This is a genomic window from Paenibacillus sp. JT22N7 (genome assembly GCF_059383875.1).
The window spans coordinates 15,290-33,725 of sequence record NZ_JBXENY010000020.1 but is presented as its reverse complement, the minus strand read 5'-3'; the positions used below and the strand labels follow the sequence as shown (position 1 = coordinate 33,725).

At 48.9% G+C, this 18,436-nt stretch carries 17 protein-coding genes; 13 read left to right on the top strand and 4 right to left on the bottom strand.

The features are described from left to right. The first annotated feature begins 9 nt into the window (after window positions 1–9). From AC50Y5_RS32335 to AC50Y5_RS32300, 8 genes are all read left to right on the top strand, one after another. Window positions 10–273 (top strand): IreB family regulatory phosphoprotein, encoded by a 264-nt coding sequence (locus AC50Y5_RS32335; RefSeq protein ID WP_056040153.1) that lies wholly within the window; start codon window positions 10–12, stop codon window positions 271–273. Between the two features lie 21 nt (window positions 274–294). Continuing rightward, the gene (gene ruvX, locus AC50Y5_RS32330; protein WP_056040037.1) at window positions 295–711 is read left to right on the top strand and encodes a Holliday junction resolvase RuvX; all 417 of its coding nucleotides are present in this window, start codon (window positions 295–297) and stop codon (window positions 709–711) included. A 54-nt stretch (window positions 712–765) separates the two neighbouring features. Continuing rightward, window positions 766–1,062: a DUF1292 domain-containing protein gene (locus tag AC50Y5_RS32325; protein ID WP_046234390.1), complete on the top strand. Its 297-nt coding sequence runs from the start codon at window positions 766–768 to the stop codon at window positions 1,060–1,062. After that, window positions 1,062–1,376: a DUF1292 domain-containing protein gene (locus AC50Y5_RS32320; RefSeq protein WP_056040039.1), complete on the top strand. Its 315-nt coding sequence runs from the start codon at window positions 1,062–1,064 to the stop codon at window positions 1,374–1,376. The genes AC50Y5_RS32325 and AC50Y5_RS32320 overlap by 1 nt, the downstream gene beginning before the upstream one ends. Before the next feature lie 89 nt (window positions 1,377–1,465). Beyond that, window positions 1,466–2,563 carry an endolytic transglycosylase MltG gene (gene mltG / locus AC50Y5_RS32315; RefSeq protein ID WP_081418980.1) on the top strand — a complete coding sequence of 366 codons (1,098 nt, stop codon included), beginning with the start codon at window positions 1,466–1,468 and terminating at the stop codon, window positions 2,561–2,563. A 14-nt stretch (window positions 2,564–2,577) separates the two neighbouring features. Further along, window positions 2,578–3,510 carry a peptidase U32 family protein gene (locus AC50Y5_RS32310; RefSeq protein WP_056040040.1) on the top strand — a complete coding sequence of 311 codons (933 nt, stop codon included), beginning with the start codon at window positions 2,578–2,580 and terminating at the stop codon, window positions 3,508–3,510. Between the two features lie 26 nt (window positions 3,511–3,536). Beyond that, window positions 3,537–4,823: a peptidase U32 family protein gene (locus AC50Y5_RS32305; protein WP_056040043.1), complete on the top strand. Its 1,287-nt coding sequence runs from the start codon at window positions 3,537–3,539 to the stop codon at window positions 4,821–4,823. Window positions 4,824–5,200: 377 nt separating this feature from the next. Then, the gene (locus AC50Y5_RS32300; RefSeq protein WP_200931662.1) at window positions 5,201–7,252 is read left to right on the top strand and encodes a methyl-accepting chemotaxis protein; all 2,052 of its coding nucleotides are present in this window, start codon (window positions 5,201–5,203) and stop codon (window positions 7,250–7,252) included. 322 nt (window positions 7,253–7,574) lie between these two features. On the opposite strand, the gene AC50Y5_RS32295 is transcribed toward AC50Y5_RS32300, so the two are convergent. Both AC50Y5_RS32295 and AC50Y5_RS32290 read right to left on the bottom strand, forming a co-directional pair. Next, a complete protein-coding gene (locus AC50Y5_RS32295) occupies window positions 7,575–8,588 on the bottom strand; it encodes a GtrA family protein (RefSeq protein ID WP_056040044.1) in 1,014 nt (337 codons plus the stop codon). A 5-nt stretch (window positions 8,589–8,593) separates the two neighbouring features. Beyond that, window positions 8,594–9,550 (bottom strand): phosphodiester glycosidase family protein, encoded by a 957-nt coding sequence (locus AC50Y5_RS32290; RefSeq protein WP_056040051.1) that lies wholly within the window; start codon window positions 9,548–9,550, stop codon window positions 8,594–8,596. Window positions 9,551–9,727: 177 nt separating this feature from the next. Here AC50Y5_RS32290 and AC50Y5_RS32285 point away from each other — a divergent pair, with 177 nt between their 5' ends. Next, window positions 9,728–11,560: a peptidoglycan D,D-transpeptidase FtsI family protein gene (locus AC50Y5_RS32285; RefSeq protein ID WP_056040053.1), complete on the top strand. Its 1,833-nt coding sequence runs from the start codon at window positions 9,728–9,730 to the stop codon at window positions 11,558–11,560. A gap of 7 nt (window positions 11,561–11,567) precedes the next feature. Here the strand turns inward: AC50Y5_RS32285 and ytvI are convergent, their stop codons facing one another. Continuing rightward, window positions 11,568–12,713 (bottom strand): sporulation integral membrane protein YtvI, encoded by a 1,146-nt coding sequence (gene ytvI / locus AC50Y5_RS32280; protein WP_056040055.1) that lies wholly within the window; start codon window positions 12,711–12,713, stop codon window positions 11,568–11,570. 166 nt (window positions 12,714–12,879) lie between these two features. On the opposite strand from ytvI, the gene AC50Y5_RS32275 reads away from it, so the two are divergent. From AC50Y5_RS32275 to AC50Y5_RS32265, 3 genes are all read left to right on the top strand, one after another. Then, complete coding sequence (locus AC50Y5_RS32275; protein ID WP_494865671.1) at window positions 12,880–14,277, top strand: polysaccharide deacetylase family protein; 1,398 nt, start codon at window positions 12,880–12,882, stop codon at window positions 14,275–14,277. Window positions 14,278–14,339: 62 nt separating this feature from the next. Then, the gene (locus AC50Y5_RS32270; protein ID WP_494865669.1) at window positions 14,340–14,978 is read left to right on the top strand and encodes an RNA polymerase sigma factor; all 639 of its coding nucleotides are present in this window, start codon (window positions 14,340–14,342) and stop codon (window positions 14,976–14,978) included. After that, window positions 14,975–15,835, top strand: a complete 861-nt coding sequence (locus tag AC50Y5_RS32265) for an anti-sigma factor domain-containing protein (RefSeq protein WP_494865667.1) — start codon at window positions 14,975–14,977, stop codon at window positions 15,833–15,835. Before AC50Y5_RS32270 ends, AC50Y5_RS32265 begins: the two co-directional genes overlap by 4 nt. 164 nt (window positions 15,836–15,999) lie before the next feature. Here the strand turns inward: AC50Y5_RS32265 and ilvD are convergent, their stop codons facing one another. Further along, on the bottom strand, window positions 16,000–17,685 hold the full coding sequence (gene ilvD / locus AC50Y5_RS32260; protein ID WP_056040057.1) for a dihydroxy-acid dehydratase: 1,686 nt from the start codon (window positions 17,683–17,685) through the stop codon (window positions 16,000–16,002). Between the two features lie 226 nt (window positions 17,686–17,911). Here ilvD and AC50Y5_RS32255 point away from each other — a divergent pair, with 226 nt between their 5' ends. Next, complete coding sequence (locus AC50Y5_RS32255; RefSeq protein ID WP_099521220.1) at window positions 17,912–18,382, top strand: MarR family winged helix-turn-helix transcriptional regulator; 471 nt, start codon at window positions 17,912–17,914, stop codon at window positions 18,380–18,382. The last annotated feature ends 54 nt before the right edge of the window (window positions 18,383–18,436 follow it).

The window sequence follows — 18,436 nt, the reverse complement described above, 5'->3', positions numbered from 1 at the left end:
GTGCTGGCGATGAGTTCCATGGACAAAACGATGAAGTTTGATGTGTTGCCGGAAAGTTTGGAAACCTCCTCACAGGACATTTTGCTGTCTGTGCATGAGGCACTTCTGGAGAAAGAGTACAATCCGATTAATCAGATTGTAGGCTATTTGCTCTCCGGTGATCCCGCGTATATTCCGCGGCACAACAACGCCAGGAGCCTGATTCGCAAGAAGGAACGCGATGAACTCATTGAAGAGCTTGTCCGGTTTTATTTGAACAATAAGAAAACATAATAGTCAGGAGCCGGACAAGCAATGAGAACAATGGGACTCGATTACGGCGATCGCAACATTGGTGTTGCGGTAAGCGATCCTTTTGGCTGGACTGCGCAAGGGCTCGAGGTCGTGAAGAAGCGCCGTGACAATGGCGAATTGGATCGGCTTGCCGAATTGGCGCAGCAGTATGAGGTTAGTGAAATCGTCTTGGGACTACCGAAAAACATGAATAACACCATCGGTCCGCGAGGCGAAATTAGTATTGAATTCGCAGAGCAGCTTCGACAGAAACTACACTTGCCTGTTCACCTTTGGGACGAACGGTTGACTACTGTAGCCGCAGAGCGTACTCTCATAGAAGCGGATGTCAGCCGTAAGAAGCGAAAGCTGGTAGTGGACAAAATGGCGGCAACGCTCATTTTACAAAATTATCTCGATTCTAAGGGCTTGCGTTAACAGGAGCGAAAGCTATTTTGGCGCAATGCACAAAACGAAAAGGTGAGGGTTAAGATGACAAAGGATGATATGCAGTTCGAAGAGCCGGAAATTATTTATATTCCGGATGAAGACGGCAATGAAGAAGAATTCGAAGTCATCATGAAGTTTGAAGTGGATGGCTCTGATCAGAAATATATGATGGTCGTTCCGCTCGTTGGTGAGAGCGAAGAGGAAGATGAGGTCTACGCCTTCCGCTATGAGGAAGATGGCGACGATCTTAAGCTGTACACGATTGAAGATGAAGAAGAATGGAACATCGTGGAGGAGACGTTTAATACGCTTCTCGGCGAATTGGAGGAAGAAAATTAATGGATCAAGGCGAGGTACTGATCCCGCAGCCGCTTGAGCGGCTGCGGGAAGCCTTCGGTCCTCAAATCGAGCTGCTCGCGGGCGGCGGCGTTATGGAAACCTTCGTCATCAAGGCCGAGTTTAAGCTCGGCTCCTACGTTTATGCAGCGCTTCAGTCGGAAGCGATGAAGGGCGAGGATGAAGTGGAGCTTTTCCGCGTCATTGGCGAAGCTGGCCAAGAGCCGGAGCTGGAAACGATTGAGGATGATGAAGAATGGGAACTGGCGTCTGAAGCTTATGACGATTTGTTATTCGCTGGCGATGAGCGGCCTTAAGCAAGCTTTATTATACGTATACATCGAGAAAAGGAGCGGTGCACACCGCTCTTTTTCTCGACGTATTGGGGAATTAGGAGGAAAGCAGGTTGGACAACGCAAAGAGGCAGTCATCTAGGCCTAGCAAGGTTCGTATCGCTTTTTACGTATTTTTAAGCATTTTAGGCGTTATCACTACAGTGGTGGGCGGCGCATTTATTTATTTGTGGCTTCAATTAGAGCCAACTAAGACGGCAGAGGCCAAGCAGATTGTCATTCCGAACAACGCCTCAGCGAGCCAAATTTCCGATGTGCTTCAGGAGGAAGGGATTATTAAAAATGCCCTAATCTTTAAGTATTATTTGAAGCTGGAGAAAGAAGGCGGCAAATTCCAAGCAGGCACCTATTCGATGAATCCCGGCATGGATAAGGCAGATGTCATCGCTATGCTGAACAGCGGCAGCACCGTCAAGCAGGAGACGATCCGGTTTACGATTCCAGAGGGGCTTACGGTGCTGCAAATTGCCGATAAGCTGGCGGAAGAGAAGCTGATCGACAAGGATAAATTTTTGGAGCTGGCCGATAAGCAGCAAACGTGGACGAATGCGGAGGCGGTCAATGAAATTTCAGCTGACGCCAAGCTGCACCACCGGCTGGAAGGTTATTTGTTTCCAGAAACGTACGAAATGAAGAAGGGCAGCACGGAGCAGGAAATATTGAACCGTATGATTTCCGAGCTTGATGTCAAGCTTGACCAGCTTCCGAATGATTGGACGATTCAGCTGGAGAAACGCAAGCTGACGATTCATCAGCTGCTTACGATTGCATCTCTGGTCGAGCGCGAGGTGGTCGTTGACGAGGAGCGTCCAATCGTTGCGAGCGTTATTTATAATCGCCTGAACAAGCCAATGAAGCTTCAAATAGATGCAACGGTGCAATACGCACTCGATAAGCCGAAGGAACGCTTATATAATAAGGATCTCAAAGTTGACAGCCCTTATAACACCTATTTGGTAGATGGGCTCCCGCCGGGACCGATTGCGGCCCCAAGCCTTAGCTCGATTAAAGCGGCGCTTTATCCGCAGGAAACGGAATATTTTTTCTATGTAACCAAGAAAGATGGAACCGGACAGCATCTGTTTGCTAAAACCTTTAGCGAGCATAACAATAATATTGCCAACAGCAACAAGACTGCGCAGTCTAAGTAAGGAGTGTAAGGAACATGGCGGTAAAGCCTGAATTATTAACGACAGCTTCATCCTTAGAGGAGCTGGAGCGTCTGATTGCTGCCGGAGCTGATGCTTTCCTGATTGGAGAAGCACGTTACGGCATGCGCCTTGCTGGACAATTTGATCTGGAAATGATCAAGCAAGCGGTGAAGCTGGCGGCGCCTCATGGAGTTAACATTTATGTATCTGTCAATAATTTGATTCACAATCATGTCGTTGAATCGTTGCCTGGCTATTTGCAGGCACTGGCCGAAGCCGGAGTAAACGGCATTATGTTCGGTGACCCCGCTGTATTGATGGCTGCGCGGACTGCTGCTCCTAACATGCCGCTGCATTGGAATGCCGAGATGACGTCAACGAACTATGCGACTGCTGAATATTGGAGAAAGCGCGGCGCTACGCGGTTTGTGCTAGCCCGTGAGCTGAATATGGAGCAGGTTATTGAAATCAAAGAAAACTCGACAATGCCAATCGAGGTGCAGGTTCATGGCTTGACGAATATTTATCATTCCAAGCGCTCGCTCGTGAACAGCTATTTGGATCATCAGGATGACTCCGGCAAGCTTGGCAGCGCCAGCAAGGAGCAGGGGCTTTACGTGATGGAAGCCGAGCGTAAAGACGAGCGTTTCCCTATATATGAGGATGCCAATGGCACGCATATTTTGAGCTCGGATGATATTTGCATGCTGGAAAACTTGCATGAGCTGATGGAAATCGGCGTGGAGAGCTTGAAGATTGAAGGGCTGCTCAAGTCGGTGGAATATAACGAAATCGTAGTTCGGGCATATCGCGACGTTATTGATGCTTATATGGCTGATCCGGAAGGCTACCGTTTTGAGGATGAGTGGCTGGATCCGATTAAAGAAGCGCAAGATCCGCAGCGTGAGCTGAGCTTTGGTTTCTTTTATAAAGAACAGGTGTATTGAGGAATTGAGCAGGAGGTGCAGCTGCTATGACAGTCGCAGAAACAACATATTCAGGGGCAACGAGCCCGGTGAAAACCCGCTATCAGGGGAAGCGCCATAGGCTCGATCGTCCTGAGCTGCTTGCCCCGGCAGGCAATTTGGAAAAGCTGAAATTCGCCATTCATTATGGCGCTGACGCTGTATACATTGGCGGACAAAAATACGGCCTTCGTTCCAACGCAGGCAATTTCAGCTTTGAGGAAATGCGGGAAGGCGTTGAGTTTGCCAATCGCTATGGCGCAAAGGTGTTCGTTGCTACGAATATTTACGCGCATAATGAGGATATCGGCGGGCTTGAACAATATTTGCGCAATCTGGAGGAAGTCGGCATTTCAGCGATCATTGTAGCTGATCCGATTATTATTGAGACGGCTGCGCGAGTAGCCCCTAAGCTGGAAGCGCATCTGAGCACTCAGCAATCCACGCTCAACTGGCAGGCGGTACAGTTTTGGAAGGAAGAAGGACTGCCGCGCGTCGTTCTTGCCAGAGAAACGAGCTTTGAAGAAATCGCAGAAATTAAAAAGCATGTCGATATCGAAATTGAAGCTTTTATTCATGGCGCGATGTGTTCTTCCTTTTCCGGCCGATGTGTACTGAGCAATCACTTTACCGATCGGGACTCCAACCGTGGGGGCTGCTCGCAGTCATGCCGCTGGAAATACGATTTGTTCGTTGATGATGTGCCAATGTATTCCGAAGGCGAAGATCAATTCACAATGGGTTCTAAAGACCTGTGCATGATAGAATATTTGCCGGAGCTGATTGATGTTGGCGTAGACAGCTTCAAGATTGAAGGCCGCATGAAGAGCATTCACTATGTTGCTACGGTTGTGAATGTGTATCGTCAAGCGATTGACTCCTATTTTGAGGACCCGGAAAATTTCGTGCTGAAGCAGGAATGGCTGGATGAAATTTTCAAAGCGGCGAATCGTCCGCTTAACACAGGATTTTTTCTCGATACACCGGGTGCAGAGGATCATATTTATGAGCCGGAAGATAAGCCAGCTCCTTATGATTTTGCAGGGGTTGTTCTGGAATACAACGAAGAGACTGGAGTTGCGGTTGTAGAGCAGCGGAATCACTTCAAACTGGGACAGGAAGTTGAGTTTGTAGGACCCGGCGGACGCTTCTTCAAACAGACGATTACGCAGATGACCGATGACAAGGGGCAGGAGCTGGATGCCGCAAGACACCCGCTTCAGCGCATCCACATCAAGACGCTGGCACCTGTTGAACCGATGGATATGCTGCGTAAACTAATGATAAAAAAATAACTAGGACCAGGACACTGTTTTCGATTTTTGAAAATAGTGTTTTTTTTATTATTTATTAATTATTTGTGAGATGAAAACCGATATATAGAATTAGGGGCTACATAAGAAAAGAGAGCACAAGGATTCATTGACAACATATTGAACGCTTCTAGAGACCTAGTCCGTAACAAATAAAAAAGGCGGTGTCATCATTGAAAAAAAATGAGGACAAAACTCAGTCGAAGAAAATTACGAGGGAAAAAGCAGAATCAGGAAAATCTATGAAAGCCCTTTCTGGATTTTGGAGCGGCTCTAAACCGATTATGAAAAAAATCATCTCTAAGACAGGCAAATACGGGAAAAGCTCATCCAAGCAGCTTTTATCGCTGTCCAAGGAAATGAAGCTGAACCAGGTTAATAAATCGGTAGGTACGAAGCTGTTTTTAATTATATTTGCCAGCATCGTAGCCTGCGTTCTGGCAGTAGGACTAATTGCATATTCCCAAACGAAAACGATTGTCGAGCGCAAAGTTTCCGGGGCTAGCTTTCAGACCGTCAGCCAGGTAACGACGAACTTGAACATTATTTTGGACAACTATGAAGAAATGACGATGCAAATTTTGATTAACAAAGACTTACATACGTTGATTGGTAAAATGCGTGATGGCGAGGACGATTATACCCGGTTTGAAGCAAGCCGTGAGCTGTCGAACAAAATGCAGGATTACGTGCTTGGAAATGCTAGCATTAAGGCACTCTATTTGCTGCCGTTGGATGACAAGCTGCCAGTCGTAACAGCAGGAAATGCATCTTCTGTTGCTTCCGATGCGATGAAGAAGGAAGAATGGTTCGGCAAGGTGCAGGAATCGAACGGCAAGGCGCTATGGATTGCGACCCAGCCGAAAGGCTTTGGCGGTGCGAACGGAGCGCCAACGGTTGGCATCAGCCGTCTTTTGAAGGATAGCACGCTTAATGAAGTTTCCTATATGCTGCTGATTGAAATTAATTTGGCAAGTATTCAGGAAAGATTCAAAGAAGTATCCTTGGGACCTGGCAGCGAGCTTTCAATTGTAGATGGTCAAAATAACTATATTGCGGCTCCTAATAATGAACTCATTGGTCAGCCGGCTCCAGTAGCTCTTCCAACGGAAGGCGACGCTGCAATAGAAGGCTCGAAAAAACTGAATACTAGCGATGGCGAATCCATGCTGACAGTCTATAAAACATTTGATTCCGTTGATTGGAAGCTGCTGGGCCTCATTCCGGTAGATACGTTGGTAGAGGATGCAAAAGTCATTCGCAATATGACCATTATTACTGCAATTGTAGCTGTATTCCTTGCGATTGCGATTGGCTTCCTCGTAATTAAAACGATTGCACAGCCACTAACGAACTTGCGCAATTTGATGAACGAGGGACAACGGGGCAATTTGACGGTTCGTTCTGCTATTCGCAAACGTTCCGATGAAATCGGCGAGCTGAGTGACAGCTTCAACGATATGATGACGCAAATTACCAATTTGGCGAAGCAGGCTACGCAATCTGCGGATACTGTGCTGCATACGGCAGGCGAGCTGACGGATGTATCACGGAAGACCGCGATCTCTTCACGGGAAATATCAGTCGCAACCGAAGAAATCGCAAATGGCGCTTCAAGCCTTGCTGTTGAGGCAGAGCGCGGCAGCGATTTGAGCGGCAATATTTCGACGCAGATGGAAACGGTGAAGCAGGCGAATGCGGAAATTGTGCGTGCAGCTGGTGAGGTAGAGAAGGCGAGTGAGCGCGGAGCGGCCTACATGGGCGAGCTGAGCCATAAGACTGGACAGACCGAGCAAATGACCCGCTCTATGGTGGAGAAGGTAGACAGCCTTAAAGACAGCACAGGCTCTATCGTTAAAATTTTGGATGTATTGAACAATTTGACGAAGCAAACAAATATTTTGTCCTTGAATGCGGCGATTGAAGCGGCGCGGGCAGGCGCAGCGGGCAAAGGCTTTATGGTTGTAGCTGATGAAATCCGCAAGCTGGCTGATCAATCCCGTCAATCGATTGATGTCGTAGGACAAATCACGGAAAAAATCCAAGAGGAAATTGACAATACGGTTAGCGTATTGTCGGATGCCTATCCTTTATTCCAGGAGCAAATCGTTTCTGTGAAGCAAGCGACAGATATTTTCGTAGGTGTACAGGAGCAGATGGTGCAGTTTGTACACAAGCTGGATTCAGTAACGGACTCCATCGGGGAGCTGGACAAGTCGCAGGAGGTATTGTCCGAGGCGATGACGAATGTCAGCGCAGTAGCAGAGCAGTCTTCGGCGACATCGGAAGAGGTAGCTTCCCTCAGCAGCGAGCAGCTTAGCATTAGTGACGGTCTCGTCAGCTTGTCGGAAGAGCTGGGCAGCGTATCGCGCGAGCTGAAAGATTCGCTCGCGAAATTCAAAATCGAATAGCAAGCTGTATATTAAGCCGTTTGAACGGGGTGCTTTCCCGTTCAAACGGCTTTTTTTAAAATATAAGAATTTATAAGTTTCACACGTATAAATAAGCTTATATTTCTCGGAATGAAACGCGCCGCACTGTCAAAGGACGGCGGCAGCCGTTTCAACTTGAACCATGGTAAAAAAGCGAAACGGAATGAAAAGGTTGTGCTGGAGAAGCGTCAGCGTACGTTTTTGCCCTTGCATTTCTACATATAGAGGCTTATTTGAAGAAATGCGAGGAGTAATGGCGATCGGAAGCCAAGCTTTTCATGCAGGGAAGCCCGTTTTCACCCTAATACACATATTTGCGCTGGGCCCAATAACTGAAAAGGAAAATAGAGGCCTCGGTCAGCAGTTTGGCGATAACAAGGGGAATAATCAGCGTTTCATTATAAAAATATAGCAAGCCATAATTTAAGAGCAGCACAAGGATGACCAGCGAAAAATATTTAGGCAGCGACTGATGAAGCTTGGATACTTTGCCGCCCGTGAACACGTACTTTCGGTTCATTGTATAGTTGAAGATGGAGCTGCATAATCTTGCTGCAACGACAGATAAGAATAGATTGTGGCTAATACTTTGAATAAGAAATAATAGCGTGAAGTCTAGCAGCGCCGACAGCAGGGATGACGTGCTGAACATTATAATCGGCAAATAAATGCGGAAAGAGTCGATCAGCGGACGAAAATGGGAGGATTTATTATGATCCAAATATACGGTGTCGATAAATTCCTCGGTAATTTTATATCCATCCCGATGGGCGGTCAGCAGCATGTTCATTTCATATTCAAACCGTTCGCCGGGAATCTGGCATAGCCAGTCCAGCATTGCAAGTGAAAAGCCGCGCAAGCCGGTTTGCGTATCATAAATTTTAGTGCCCGTAGTGAGGGAGAAGACTGACCGAGTGACCGAGTTGCCAAAGCGGCTGCGCAGTGGAATGGTTCCACTGAAACGACGGCTGCCCAGCACAATGCCTGGCGTTGTCTGGCTGAGCAGCTTTTCGAAAATCCGCTTAATGTCATGGGGCAAATGCTGCCCATCACTATCCGCACAGACGACATGGCCCGGCAAACCGGCTTCTTGGATATAGCCGAACCCTGTTTTCAAGGCGCGTCCTTTCCCGAGGTTGACCTCGTGGGTTATAACGGTACAGCCGGACGCTTCAGCCGCTTCGAAAATTTCGCGGTAGCTGGGCCCGCTCCCGTCATCGACAATGACGATGGGCTCAAGCTGGAACGCATGCAGCTGCTGGATCAAATCAAGCAGCCTATGATCAGGCTCGTAGGACGGAATTAATATAGTCATAATGATTACTCCTCTCCAATGTAAAGGATGTCGCTGACGCCACGCTCCTGGTTTTTGCCAAGCGGATTATTGACAACTCTGCCCATAAAATACATCGTCGATGAACCGCCGCCATCTAAGTTGTACGCTTCTGTAGCTCCAAGACCCGCCATGACGTCAGCAAGCTCGGTCAGTGTCATTCCGCGGCTGTATCCTTCCTTCCGCCCGTCTACCACGACAAACACATAATGGTTCGGGGCAATCATGCCGATCGCAGTTCTTGGATTCGCATTTTGAATGGAGCGGTTGCCAAAATTGGTATCGATTTTAACATTGCTGAAATCACTAGTGATTTTGCCATCTTGAATCAGGATCGGCCCGAATGACAGCGTATTGATGACACCTTCTGCAAGCAGGTCAGAGGAAGAAGTTTCTGTTTCGTCATAGGTTTGGATCGTTCCGTCATCCAGCAGTGCCAGCGCATCCCGCACCGGTTCATCGCGATATACGGTGCCGTTGCGAATAATAACTCCGTCGTCACGGAAGCCATAATAATCGCCGTTGATTGCAAAAATAGCATGATTGCTGGAAGCGATGACCGATGTATCCTCCACAATATTCGTTCCAAAGCTGTTATCGGCGAATGCGGAGCGCAGACTGCTGGCAGCTTTAACGGTGACATCTGCGACATAATACGTAATCAGGTCTGAGCCAGAGCCGGTCTGCACTTGGTTGATTTTGATTTGGATATCGTCACTGGTGTAATTCCAGTCATCTGAAGTGGCTTGAACATCAGTAGTTGCGGCCGTTTCGTTTGAGCTGGTGGATGCGGCTGTATTGTCTGTTACGACGACTTCAACGTGCTTGATCAAATAACGGTCTGCGAGACCATATGTCAATGAGCCAAGGCCTAAGAGCGTTACGATCGTTGCAATCAGCCATATCCGTTTCTTCTTTTTGGTTGCCTTCTTGTGCGTCTTCATAATAGAAGCATCACCTCTTCTTGTAAGTTCTTGATGGCTATCATACTTGGGCTACCTTAAATGAAACTGAACTATTTTTTTGGCAGCTGGAGCAGGGGCAGAAGGGCTTAAGGAATGGGAGATGCTGATTATGCGTTGGCATTAAGGCCATACTGAAAGGAAAAGGGGGCTGCGGTAATGGTCAGGCGACGTGCAGCAATTGTAGCAATATTTTTAACGGTTATAATGGCAGGTTATTTGATCCGGCTGGCGACGCTGCAATTGGTGCCAAGCTTGGCGCAGCCCGCTGTACAGACAATTGGCAAGCATACCGACTGGAAGCATAAGGCAGCCATTCAGCGGCAGCGAAATTTGGTGCTCGATTCAGGACGCGGCGATTTTATTGATCGTTATGGAAGCGCCATTACAGGGGAAAGCTATTCTGTATTGGCGCTGTTTCCAGTGGAGAGCAAGGCACGGGGAGATGCGGCAGAGCTGCGCAAACTGGCGAAGCTATTACATGTGTCCTACGAACAATTAGTGGAAAAATGGGATACGCTGAAGGGTGCCGATTTTTGGCGGGAGGACGGACAGAAAGCGCCTTTGAGCTTGTCCGCGAGCCAACTGGCTGGACTTTCGCAGCTCCATATTAATGGAGCCAAGGTGCTCCCTTATCACAATCGGTATTTGCCGCAGTTTAATGCCAGACAAGCTATTGGCTTTATAAGCCAGCACCCGGAATGGCTGGAGCAGGCCTATGGGGCGGATCTGGCGTCAGGCAAGCGCAAGCTGACAGATGAAATCGGTGGGGCTGGACTTGAAAAATCGCTGGATACGCTGCTCAGAGGCAACGGACCCACGTCGGTATCTTTTTTTCTCGATGGAAAGCACCATCCGCTGCAGGGGCTGGGTCTGCGGGTTTTTCAGCCGGATAGCGAATATTATCCACTGAAGGTAAAGACGACGCTGGATTTAAAGCTCCAGCAGCAGCTTGAGCTTTATGCGGATGCAAATGGCTTGAAAGCAGGAGCGATCGTCGTGCTGGATGCGCAAAATGCAGATATCGTCAGCATGGTATCTCGGCCGCAGATGAACCCGCAGCAGCTGGATCGCAATGAGGCAACCGATTGGTCGAATCATGCGCTCCAAGCGGTTGCTCCGGGTTCGATTTTTAAGCTCGTAACGGAAGCGGCGGCGCTTGAGGCTGGTGTTGTCGACGAAAAAGAAGTGTTCACATGCAGCGGGAAGTATGGAAAATATGGTTTAACGTGCTGGAAGCAAGACGGCCACGGAAGCTTGACGCTTGAGGAAGGATTAGCCCAGTCCTGCAACATCGTGTTTGCAACGCTTGCTGAGCGGCTGAGCGGCTATGAGCTGTATCAGACCGCGGCGGCGCTTGGCATTGGTGCACCGGCTGGCTGGCATGCCGAATCAGCATTTGGCCCGTTTGCCGGGCGTTTGCGGCTGCTTGGCGAGGAGGAAGGCGGACAGTTATTTGCTGCGAGCATTTGGCAGCAATTGCAGGACAAGCCTACCCTTGACGTAGACGGGGGCATTATGGCTCAAAGCGGTATCGGCCAACGGGATGTCAGGATGACGCCGCTGCAGGCGGCGAATTTGGTCGTGACGATTTTGCATGGCGGTCAGCGGCTGGAGCCGCGAATCGTGAGTGAAATCCGTTATGCGAACGGGCAGCTGATGGTGGAGCTGAAGCCCCTGCAGGCCAAGCAGGCAGGGACGCCGATACATCCGAGAACCGCAGGCATGCTGCTGGAAGGGATGAAGGCGGTCACTGAGCGTGGAACGGGCCGCTCTATTCGCGACGGTCTATGGCCCGTTGCCGGGAAGTCCGGTACGGCACAGACGCTGCTCAGCGGGAAGGAGCGCGTCCACCAGTGGTTCATCGGCTACGGACCGACAAATACGCCGCGATACGCCGTCGCCGTGCTTGCTGAGAACCGAAGTCCTGGTACAAGCAATCAGGCGACGAAGCTGTTTCGCGGCGTCATGGATATTATAGCGAAGCGGTAAAGCGAATTTAAACGCTTGGAGGAACTGGCGGGCTGCCTGGGCCTCCAGCATCTGGAGGCGGCACCTGGTTGTCGAATTCGCCTTGCGGCGCTCTGATCCAGCGATGGAAGAAGCCTTGGTCATATAAGGTTTTGAGCAAAATAATGAGCACGGGCGATAAGATGACACCAGCAATGCCGAACAGCTTGAGCGAAATAATCATAAACGCCAGCATCGTAAATGCAGATACGCCGAGCGTATCTCCGGTAATTTTTGGCTCCAACAGCTGTCTCGCCAGTACGACGACGAGATACAATACGGACAGCCATACCGCAAGCGAGGTGTGCCCCACAATAAACAAATAAATAACCCAAGGAATGAAGATTGTACCTACTCCAAGCAGCGGCAGCACATCAAAAATAGCGGAGATGACGGCAACGACAAGGGCATTTTTGACACCGAGCAGCAGCAGGGCGATGAAGATGACGAAAAACGTAATCGTAATCATCTTGGTTTGTGCCTTCAGATAGCCGGTAATGCCTTTCAATACATTTTCACGCAAAAAGAAAAAGGCTTTCTTAAACGTTTTTGGCGTTTTATCCGCCGCTGTTTTTTTCCAGTCATTAATTTCAATACTAAGGAAATAAGCTAATATAATACCGACCAGAAAGTTAAACATAAAGCTGGAAAATGAGGAGACGTAGCCAACAGTTCCGGCAAACAGCGTTTTGACCAAATTCGGCACATATTCGGCAGCACCCTGGATGTATTCCGTAATTTGCGTGACGAGCTCAGGCGGGAGGGCCTGAATTTTATTTTGCACCTGTGAAGTGCGAAGCTCCACCTGTTCCTTGAGAATGGTCTCATATTCCGGCAGCTTGTCCAGAAACTCGGAGCCCTGCTTCGAAATAATGTAACCGAGCCCGGAGAAGGCGGAAAGAATAAGAATGGAAAACAATAAAATCGATATGCCTGAAGCGATGGATTTCTTAATGCCGATCTTGTTCAGCCTGCGTGCCAGCGGCTCAATGCACATAAAAATAACAAAGGAGAAAATGATAGGTGTAGCCAATCGATAAAAATGACTAAAGGCAAGCATAATTAAATAAACCGTTAGTGCGATTAGTGCAATGTCGAATGCGGTTCGCCAATATTTTTTATAAAACGGTAGCATAACTGAAAACCTCTCTTTTCCAATTTCGTATATCTCGCTTTGATTGTACTATAATTTTAATTTTGCTGCCTATTTTTTGATGCCTTATGATACAATTAAAGTTATCGTTGTTGGATTATCGCCGATTCCATGCAGCAAAAATTTTAATAACGGTGGGGAAACATATATGGAGAACTTGGTTGTCTGGACTCTTTATTTTTTCTCGTTCTACGCTTTCCTCCCTGCTTTTATCAGTCGTACTTTCGGATTTCGGGTTTTTAAGAAAGGCCTGGTAAAGAAGGAAATTGCCCTTACCTTTGACGATGGCCCGGATGCTGTCTATACGCCAAAGCTGCTCGAGTTGCTGGCTCGCTATGATGCGAAAGCGACTTTTTTCATTGTTGGCGCACATGGCGAAGCGCACCCGGAGCTGTTACGCAAAATACATGAGGAAGGTCATACGCTTGGCATACACAATTTTGTTCATCGAACAAATTGGTTTATGCGGCCAAGGTCCGTCAAGCGTCAGATCGAGCGTACATGCGAAATAATACGAGAGGCAACGGGGAGCCGTTCCAATTATTATCGGCCTCCTTGGGGCATTATCAATGTGTTTGATTTTGCTGGCATTGGACATTTGCAAATTGTATTATGGTCGTCGATGTTCGGCGATTGGAACAAGAGGCTGGGCGCTGAGCGGCTTAAGCGAAAAATGCTAAAGAAGCTCCGCCCTGGCGAAGTGCTGCTGCTCCATGATTGCGGGCAAACGCCTGGAGCCCATCACGAGGCTCCTGCTCATATGCTGGTCGCCCTTGAAGCTTATTTGCAGGAAGGCCGCAAGCAAGGTTTTCGTTTTGTTGCGATTGAAGAAATGATTAAGCTGACAGAACGGGCGAAGGAGCGCCAGCTGTCTTGGTGGAAAAAATCACTTATAACGCTGTGGCTGCAGTATGAGCGAGTATTCCATTTCCTGTTTCAGCTTAAGCAGGTAGGGGAGGATTCACCACCGGCGTTCCATTATCGTACGATTGCTTACAGCGGTCAACCGATTGAGCTTGCAGATGGCCAGCGTTTAAACAAGGGAGACCGCGTTGTGGAGCTGCATTTTGACAACCGCAAGCTGTCTGGCATTGCCGCAGAAGCGGCAACGCCACTTGCCGCTGGAATTCGGATGCTGCGAGAAGTCGAAGCTGCATTGCCTATGCTTGCCAGCCAATTAGCGCATGATCCAGCGGCAGTGGAGGCGAAGGCGCTGTATGGCATTACGATGATTCATCAGGGAGCCGATCGGTTTGGCTTTGAGGTGTTCCCTTTGCCTAACGGTCTATTTGCTCGCACGACCCGAATTTATTTGCGGCTGCTCATGCGCGTGTTGACGAAGAAACAACGAAATAAGAAAAGCAAACAGCGCAGAAAAGCGCTTGATCCTTGTTTGCTGCTCATGCCAATGAGCAAAATGCAAGCTTATCAAAATATGCATGCAGCACTGCTGCGCGTCAGCTCCGGGCAAGAGGCGAACTTGCATAAGACGCAAACTGCAGCAGTGGATTCTGTTTCTGTGGATGGCAGCACCTCTGCCATATAATTGAGCTCCGGCGTCTGTTTACAGGCAGCCGGAGTTTTCAAATAGAGAAAAAGGTGCGTTTGGTGGACTGCGTTGGTAGGTATAGTAACGACCACTTAATTATAGAGGAGGCTATCCCAGCATGGGGGGAACCGACATCTGATGAATATTTAATTCAACAGATTGCAAGGCAAGATGCATCCGCGCTTGAGCAGTTGTACAATCGTTATGAACGTCCCGTCTATTCATTCGTTTATCGCATGTTGAAGGATGCTATGGCGTCGGAGGAAGTGGTGCAAGAGCTGTTTGTGCAGATATGGAATGCGGCTTCACGGGTTGAAGCCGAGGAGGCATTCGGAAAGATCAGCACCTGGATTTTTGCAATCGCGCGCAACCTTGCAATCGATTGGATTAGAAAGCAAGAAAGACGCCCACAGCAGGTTCAGGGAGAGATGATCCTGGAGCGAACCGTCGATCCGCTTATAACGGAACAGGTCGTTGAGGACCGCATGCTAGGGGAAAAAATGAAAGAAGCCATTGGACAGCTGAATGATGACCAGAAACAGGTTGTTGAATGGATCTATTATATGGGCTATACGCAGCAAGAGGTAGCGGACAAGCATCAAATTCCGCTTGGTACCGTTAAAAGCAGAGTCAGGCTGGCGCTACGCCAGCTTCGCAAACGGTTTGAACATACATGGAAGGAGGGAGTGCGGCAATGATTAAACCTAATGATTCACTTTGTGATGACGTGGAGATGTATGCAATTGGTGGCCTCGATGCAAAAGCAGCACAGCAATTTGAACATCATTTGTCGCATTGCCAGCAATGCAGGAGGACGTTGGAAGAGTTGCAGCCTATAATCACTCGTCTGCCCCTTGCAGTTGATTCGGTAGAACCCCCAGCCGGTATGAAGCAGCGTATTCTGGCTGCTGTGCTGCAATCTGAGCCAGCGACAGACCCTACCCCTTCACGGGCAACAGCAGTGGTCGCGGAGAGTGAACCGTCGCTCGGTCAAACGCAGCAGCATACAGCGGAATCACAGGCTCAATTGCGAAAACGTTGGATTGTTCGTGTTATGACCGGTGTCGCGGCTTCGTTTGTTATTCTATCGGGCTTTTTATTGCAGCAGGTTAACCACCTAAGAAATGAAACGGCTGATTTATCGAGCCAACTGGAGCAGCTGCAGCAGCAGATTGCGGCGGCGGAAAGTCCAGCTGCTGCTTCACAGGTGAACGGTGTCGTTTCGCTTAAGCCGGCGGAAGCAGGCATTGTAGCCGAGGGGCGGGCGACGATTAGCGTCGACAGCAAAGGGATGCATTTGATCATTCAGGTCGAGCAGCTGCCTAAGCTTCAAGGCGATGAAGCATTCCAGGTTTGGCTGCTTAAAGATGGCAAGCCGGTTAATGCGGGAACGTTTCTGCCGAATGAAGGGGTAGGGGCGCTTTATTTTACCTTTAATCCGGATGAATATGATCAAATTGCTATTACGCAGGAGCCGGATGCGAACGGGGTAGAGCCTAGAGGCTCGATGGTGCTTGCAGGAGTTTTGAGCCAAAGCGAGACGTCGAGCTCCTAATTGCAAGCTGGCCAGCTAGAGTAGCTCATTTTAAGCGGCAAATCGGCGTGACCATACAAAAAAAGCATGCTCGTTCGCAGTTAATGCGGATAAGCGTGCTTTTTCGTTATTCATTTATATAAGGGGAAAAAGAAAAGCAGCGCCGAAGCGCTGCTTGCTTTTAACTACATTTTCATTACGCCGCCACGGCTGGCGTTTGTAACGAGGTGGGAATAACGCGCGAGATAACCGCGTTTGATTTTTGGTTCGAAGCCCGGCCATGCAGCACGGCGTTTCTCGAACTCCTCGTCGCTGATCAATACGTTCATGCCACGGTTGTTCATATCCAGCTCAACGATATCGCCGTCTTGTACGAAAGCGATTGGTCCGCCTTCAGCCGCTTCCGGTGAAACGTGGCCGATACTGATGCCGCGGGATGCGCCGGAGAAGCGGCCATCGGTTACGAGACCGACTTTAGCGCCAAGGCCCATGCCAGCGATTTGCGAAGTAGGAGCGAGCATTTCTGGCATGCCAGGGCCGCCTTTAGGTCCTTCATAACGAATGATGACAACATGTCCTTCTTTAACTTTGCCGTTAGCGATGCCAGCAAGAGCTTCATCCTGGGAATCAAAGCAAATAGCAGGACCTTTATGATAGCCGTTAACCGATTTGTCGATCGCGCCGACTTTGATGATTGCGCCGCCTGGAGCAAGGTTGCCGAACAATACAGCAAGTCCGCCACGCTCACTATGCGGATTATCAATGGTTCGAATAACGTCGGTATTTTGAATTTCACAGCCCTCTACGTTTTCGCGCAGCGTCTTGCCTGTTACAGTGATGCAATCGCCATGCAGAGTGCCTTCTTTTTTGAACATTTCATTTAGTACAGCACTAACGCCGCCAGCAAGATGCACATCTTCGATGTGGTAATCGGAAGCCGGAGCGATTTTAGCCAAATGCGGCACACGCTCTGCGATTTCATTGATGCGCTCGATTGGGTAGTCAATGCCTGCTTCATGTGCAAGTGCCAGCGTATGAAGAACGGTATTTGTGGAACCGCCCATTGCCATATCAAGGGCAAAAGCATTATCGATCGTATCTTTCGTTACGATATCGCGAGGCTTGATGCCAAGCTCAATCAGCTTCATCAGTTGAGTAGCCGATTGCTTAACAAATTCCCTGCGCTCAGGTGCTACGGCAAGAATCGTGCCGTTGCCTGGAAGCGCGAGGCCAAGGCCTTCAGCAAGACAGTTCATCGAGTTGGCTGTGAACATGCCTGAGCATGAGCCGCAAGTCGGACAGCCGAACTGTTCAAGCTCCAGCAAGCCCTTATCATCGATGATGCCTGCTTGGTAAGCGCCAACGCCTTCAAAAACGCTGGAGAGCGAGATCGAGCGGCCGTCGGATGTTTTACCTGCTTTCATCGGTCCGCCGCTGACGAACAGCGTCGGGATGTTGACGCGAAGCGCGCCCATCATCATGCCCGGTGTAATTTTGTCGCAGTTTGGAATGCAGACCATGCCGTCGAACCAGTGCGCATTTACAACGGTTTCTACGGAGTCGGCAATAATTTCGCGGCTCGCCAGCGAGTAGCGCATGCCGATGTGTCCCATAGCGATTCCATCATCAACGCCAATCGTGTTGAATTCAAAAGGAACGCCGCCAGCATCGCGAATCGCTTGTTTAACCAGCTTGCCGAATTCCTGCAAATGAACGTGACCAGGTACAATATCAATATAGGAATTACAAACAGCAATAAAGGGCTTGTCGAAATCTTCCTCCGCTACTCCCGCTGCACGCAGCAAACTGCGGTGGGGTGCACGGTCAAATCCTTTTTTTATCATGTCTGAACGCATCTTCTTAGGTGCCATTAAAATTCCCTCCTGTATGAAAAGTCGATACCTTTGAGTTTAACACAGAGGACAAGCATTGGCTAGTAATGTTGATGGACTTATATGCTTTAAACGGCTTCTGGCTTGGCTATCAAGGAAAAACAAGCTATAGTAGTAGGAAAAGTATAATTATCGTGGTTTTCATATGGCTAGAAAAAAATTTTTCATTAGGCCGTGAAGAAATCCAGTATCGTGAGGGATATAGATGAAACAGGAAAATTCGGAAAAAAGAATAAAAAAAATGCGCGAGATGGATGAGGCTTTTCGCCAGCTCAGACGGCTAATCCATGCGGAGTGGAATCGTTTTAATGTGAAAGGGCTGGGCATGACGGATGCAAAGATGGTTTTGCTTTTGTCCGAGCATGGGCCGCAGAAAGCGTCAGTTATGGCGGAATTGCTGCAAATTACGAGCGGTGCGGTCACGGGTATCGCCGATCGTTTAATTAATTTTGGCTATATTGACCGTGAACGCAGCGAAGAGGACCGCCGTATTGTGCTGCTCACCATAACGGATGAAGGACGGCAATTGGTTGATGGCATTATGCGCGTCCGCGAAGATCTCATGCTCAGGCTGTATGAAGGGTTTTCGCTGGAGGATATGGACATTACGGTGAGCATGTTCACGAGAATGAGTGAAAATTTGGAGCGCAAGCGCGAGGACAGCAGCGACGCTTAAAACCCGCCGAAAGGCTGGGCTGTCGCCTGCTTGCAGATCATTTTCAACAGCGTT

Bases quoted from the DNA above. Each gene is read 5' to 3' on its own strand.
- AC50Y5_RS32305 (WP_056040043.1), top strand. From the start codon at position 3,537: ATGACAGTCGCAGAAACAACATATTCAGGGGCAACGAGCCCGGTGAAA.
- AC50Y5_RS32320 (WP_056040039.1), top strand. From the start codon at position 1,062: ATGGATCAAGGCGAGGTACTGATCCCGCAGCCGCTTGAGCGGCTGCGG.
- AC50Y5_RS32325 (WP_046234390.1), top strand. From the start codon at position 766: ATGACAAAGGATGATATGCAGTTCGAAGAGCCGGAAATTATTTATATT.
- AC50Y5_RS32265 (WP_494865667.1), top strand. From the start codon at position 14,975: ATGATTAAACCTAATGATTCACTTTGTGATGACGTGGAGATGTATGCA.
- ytvI (WP_056040055.1), bottom strand. From the start codon at position 12,713: ATGCTACCGTTTTATAAAAAATATTGGCGAACCGCATTCGACATTGCA.
- AC50Y5_RS32310 (WP_056040040.1), top strand. From the start codon at position 2,578: ATGGCGGTAAAGCCTGAATTATTAACGACAGCTTCATCCTTAGAGGAG.
- AC50Y5_RS32300 (WP_200931662.1), top strand. From the start codon at position 5,201: ATGAAGCTGAACCAGGTTAATAAATCGGTAGGTACGAAGCTGTTTTTA.
- ruvX (WP_056040037.1), top strand. From the start codon at position 295: ATGAGAACAATGGGACTCGATTACGGCGATCGCAACATTGGTGTTGCG.
- AC50Y5_RS32255 (WP_099521220.1), top strand. From the start codon at position 17,912: ATGAAACAGGAAAATTCGGAAAAAAGAATAAAAAAAATGCGCGAGATG.
- AC50Y5_RS32285 (WP_056040053.1), top strand. From the start codon at position 9,728: ATGGTCAGGCGACGTGCAGCAATTGTAGCAATATTTTTAACGGTTATA.
- AC50Y5_RS32295 (WP_056040044.1), bottom strand. From the start codon at position 8,588: ATGACTATATTAATTCCGTCCTACGAGCCTGATCATAGGCTGCTTGAT.
- AC50Y5_RS32290 (WP_056040051.1), bottom strand. From the start codon at position 9,550: ATGAAGACGCACAAGAAGGCAACCAAAAAGAAGAAACGGATATGGCTG.
- AC50Y5_RS32335 (WP_056040153.1), top strand. From the start codon at position 10: ATGAGTTCCATGGACAAAACGATGAAGTTTGATGTGTTGCCGGAAAGT.
- ilvD (WP_056040057.1), bottom strand. From the start codon at position 17,685: ATGGCACCTAAGAAGATGCGTTCAGACATGATAAAAAAAGGATTTGAC.
- AC50Y5_RS32275 (WP_494865671.1), top strand. From the start codon at position 12,880: ATGGAGAACTTGGTTGTCTGGACTCTTTATTTTTTCTCGTTCTACGCT.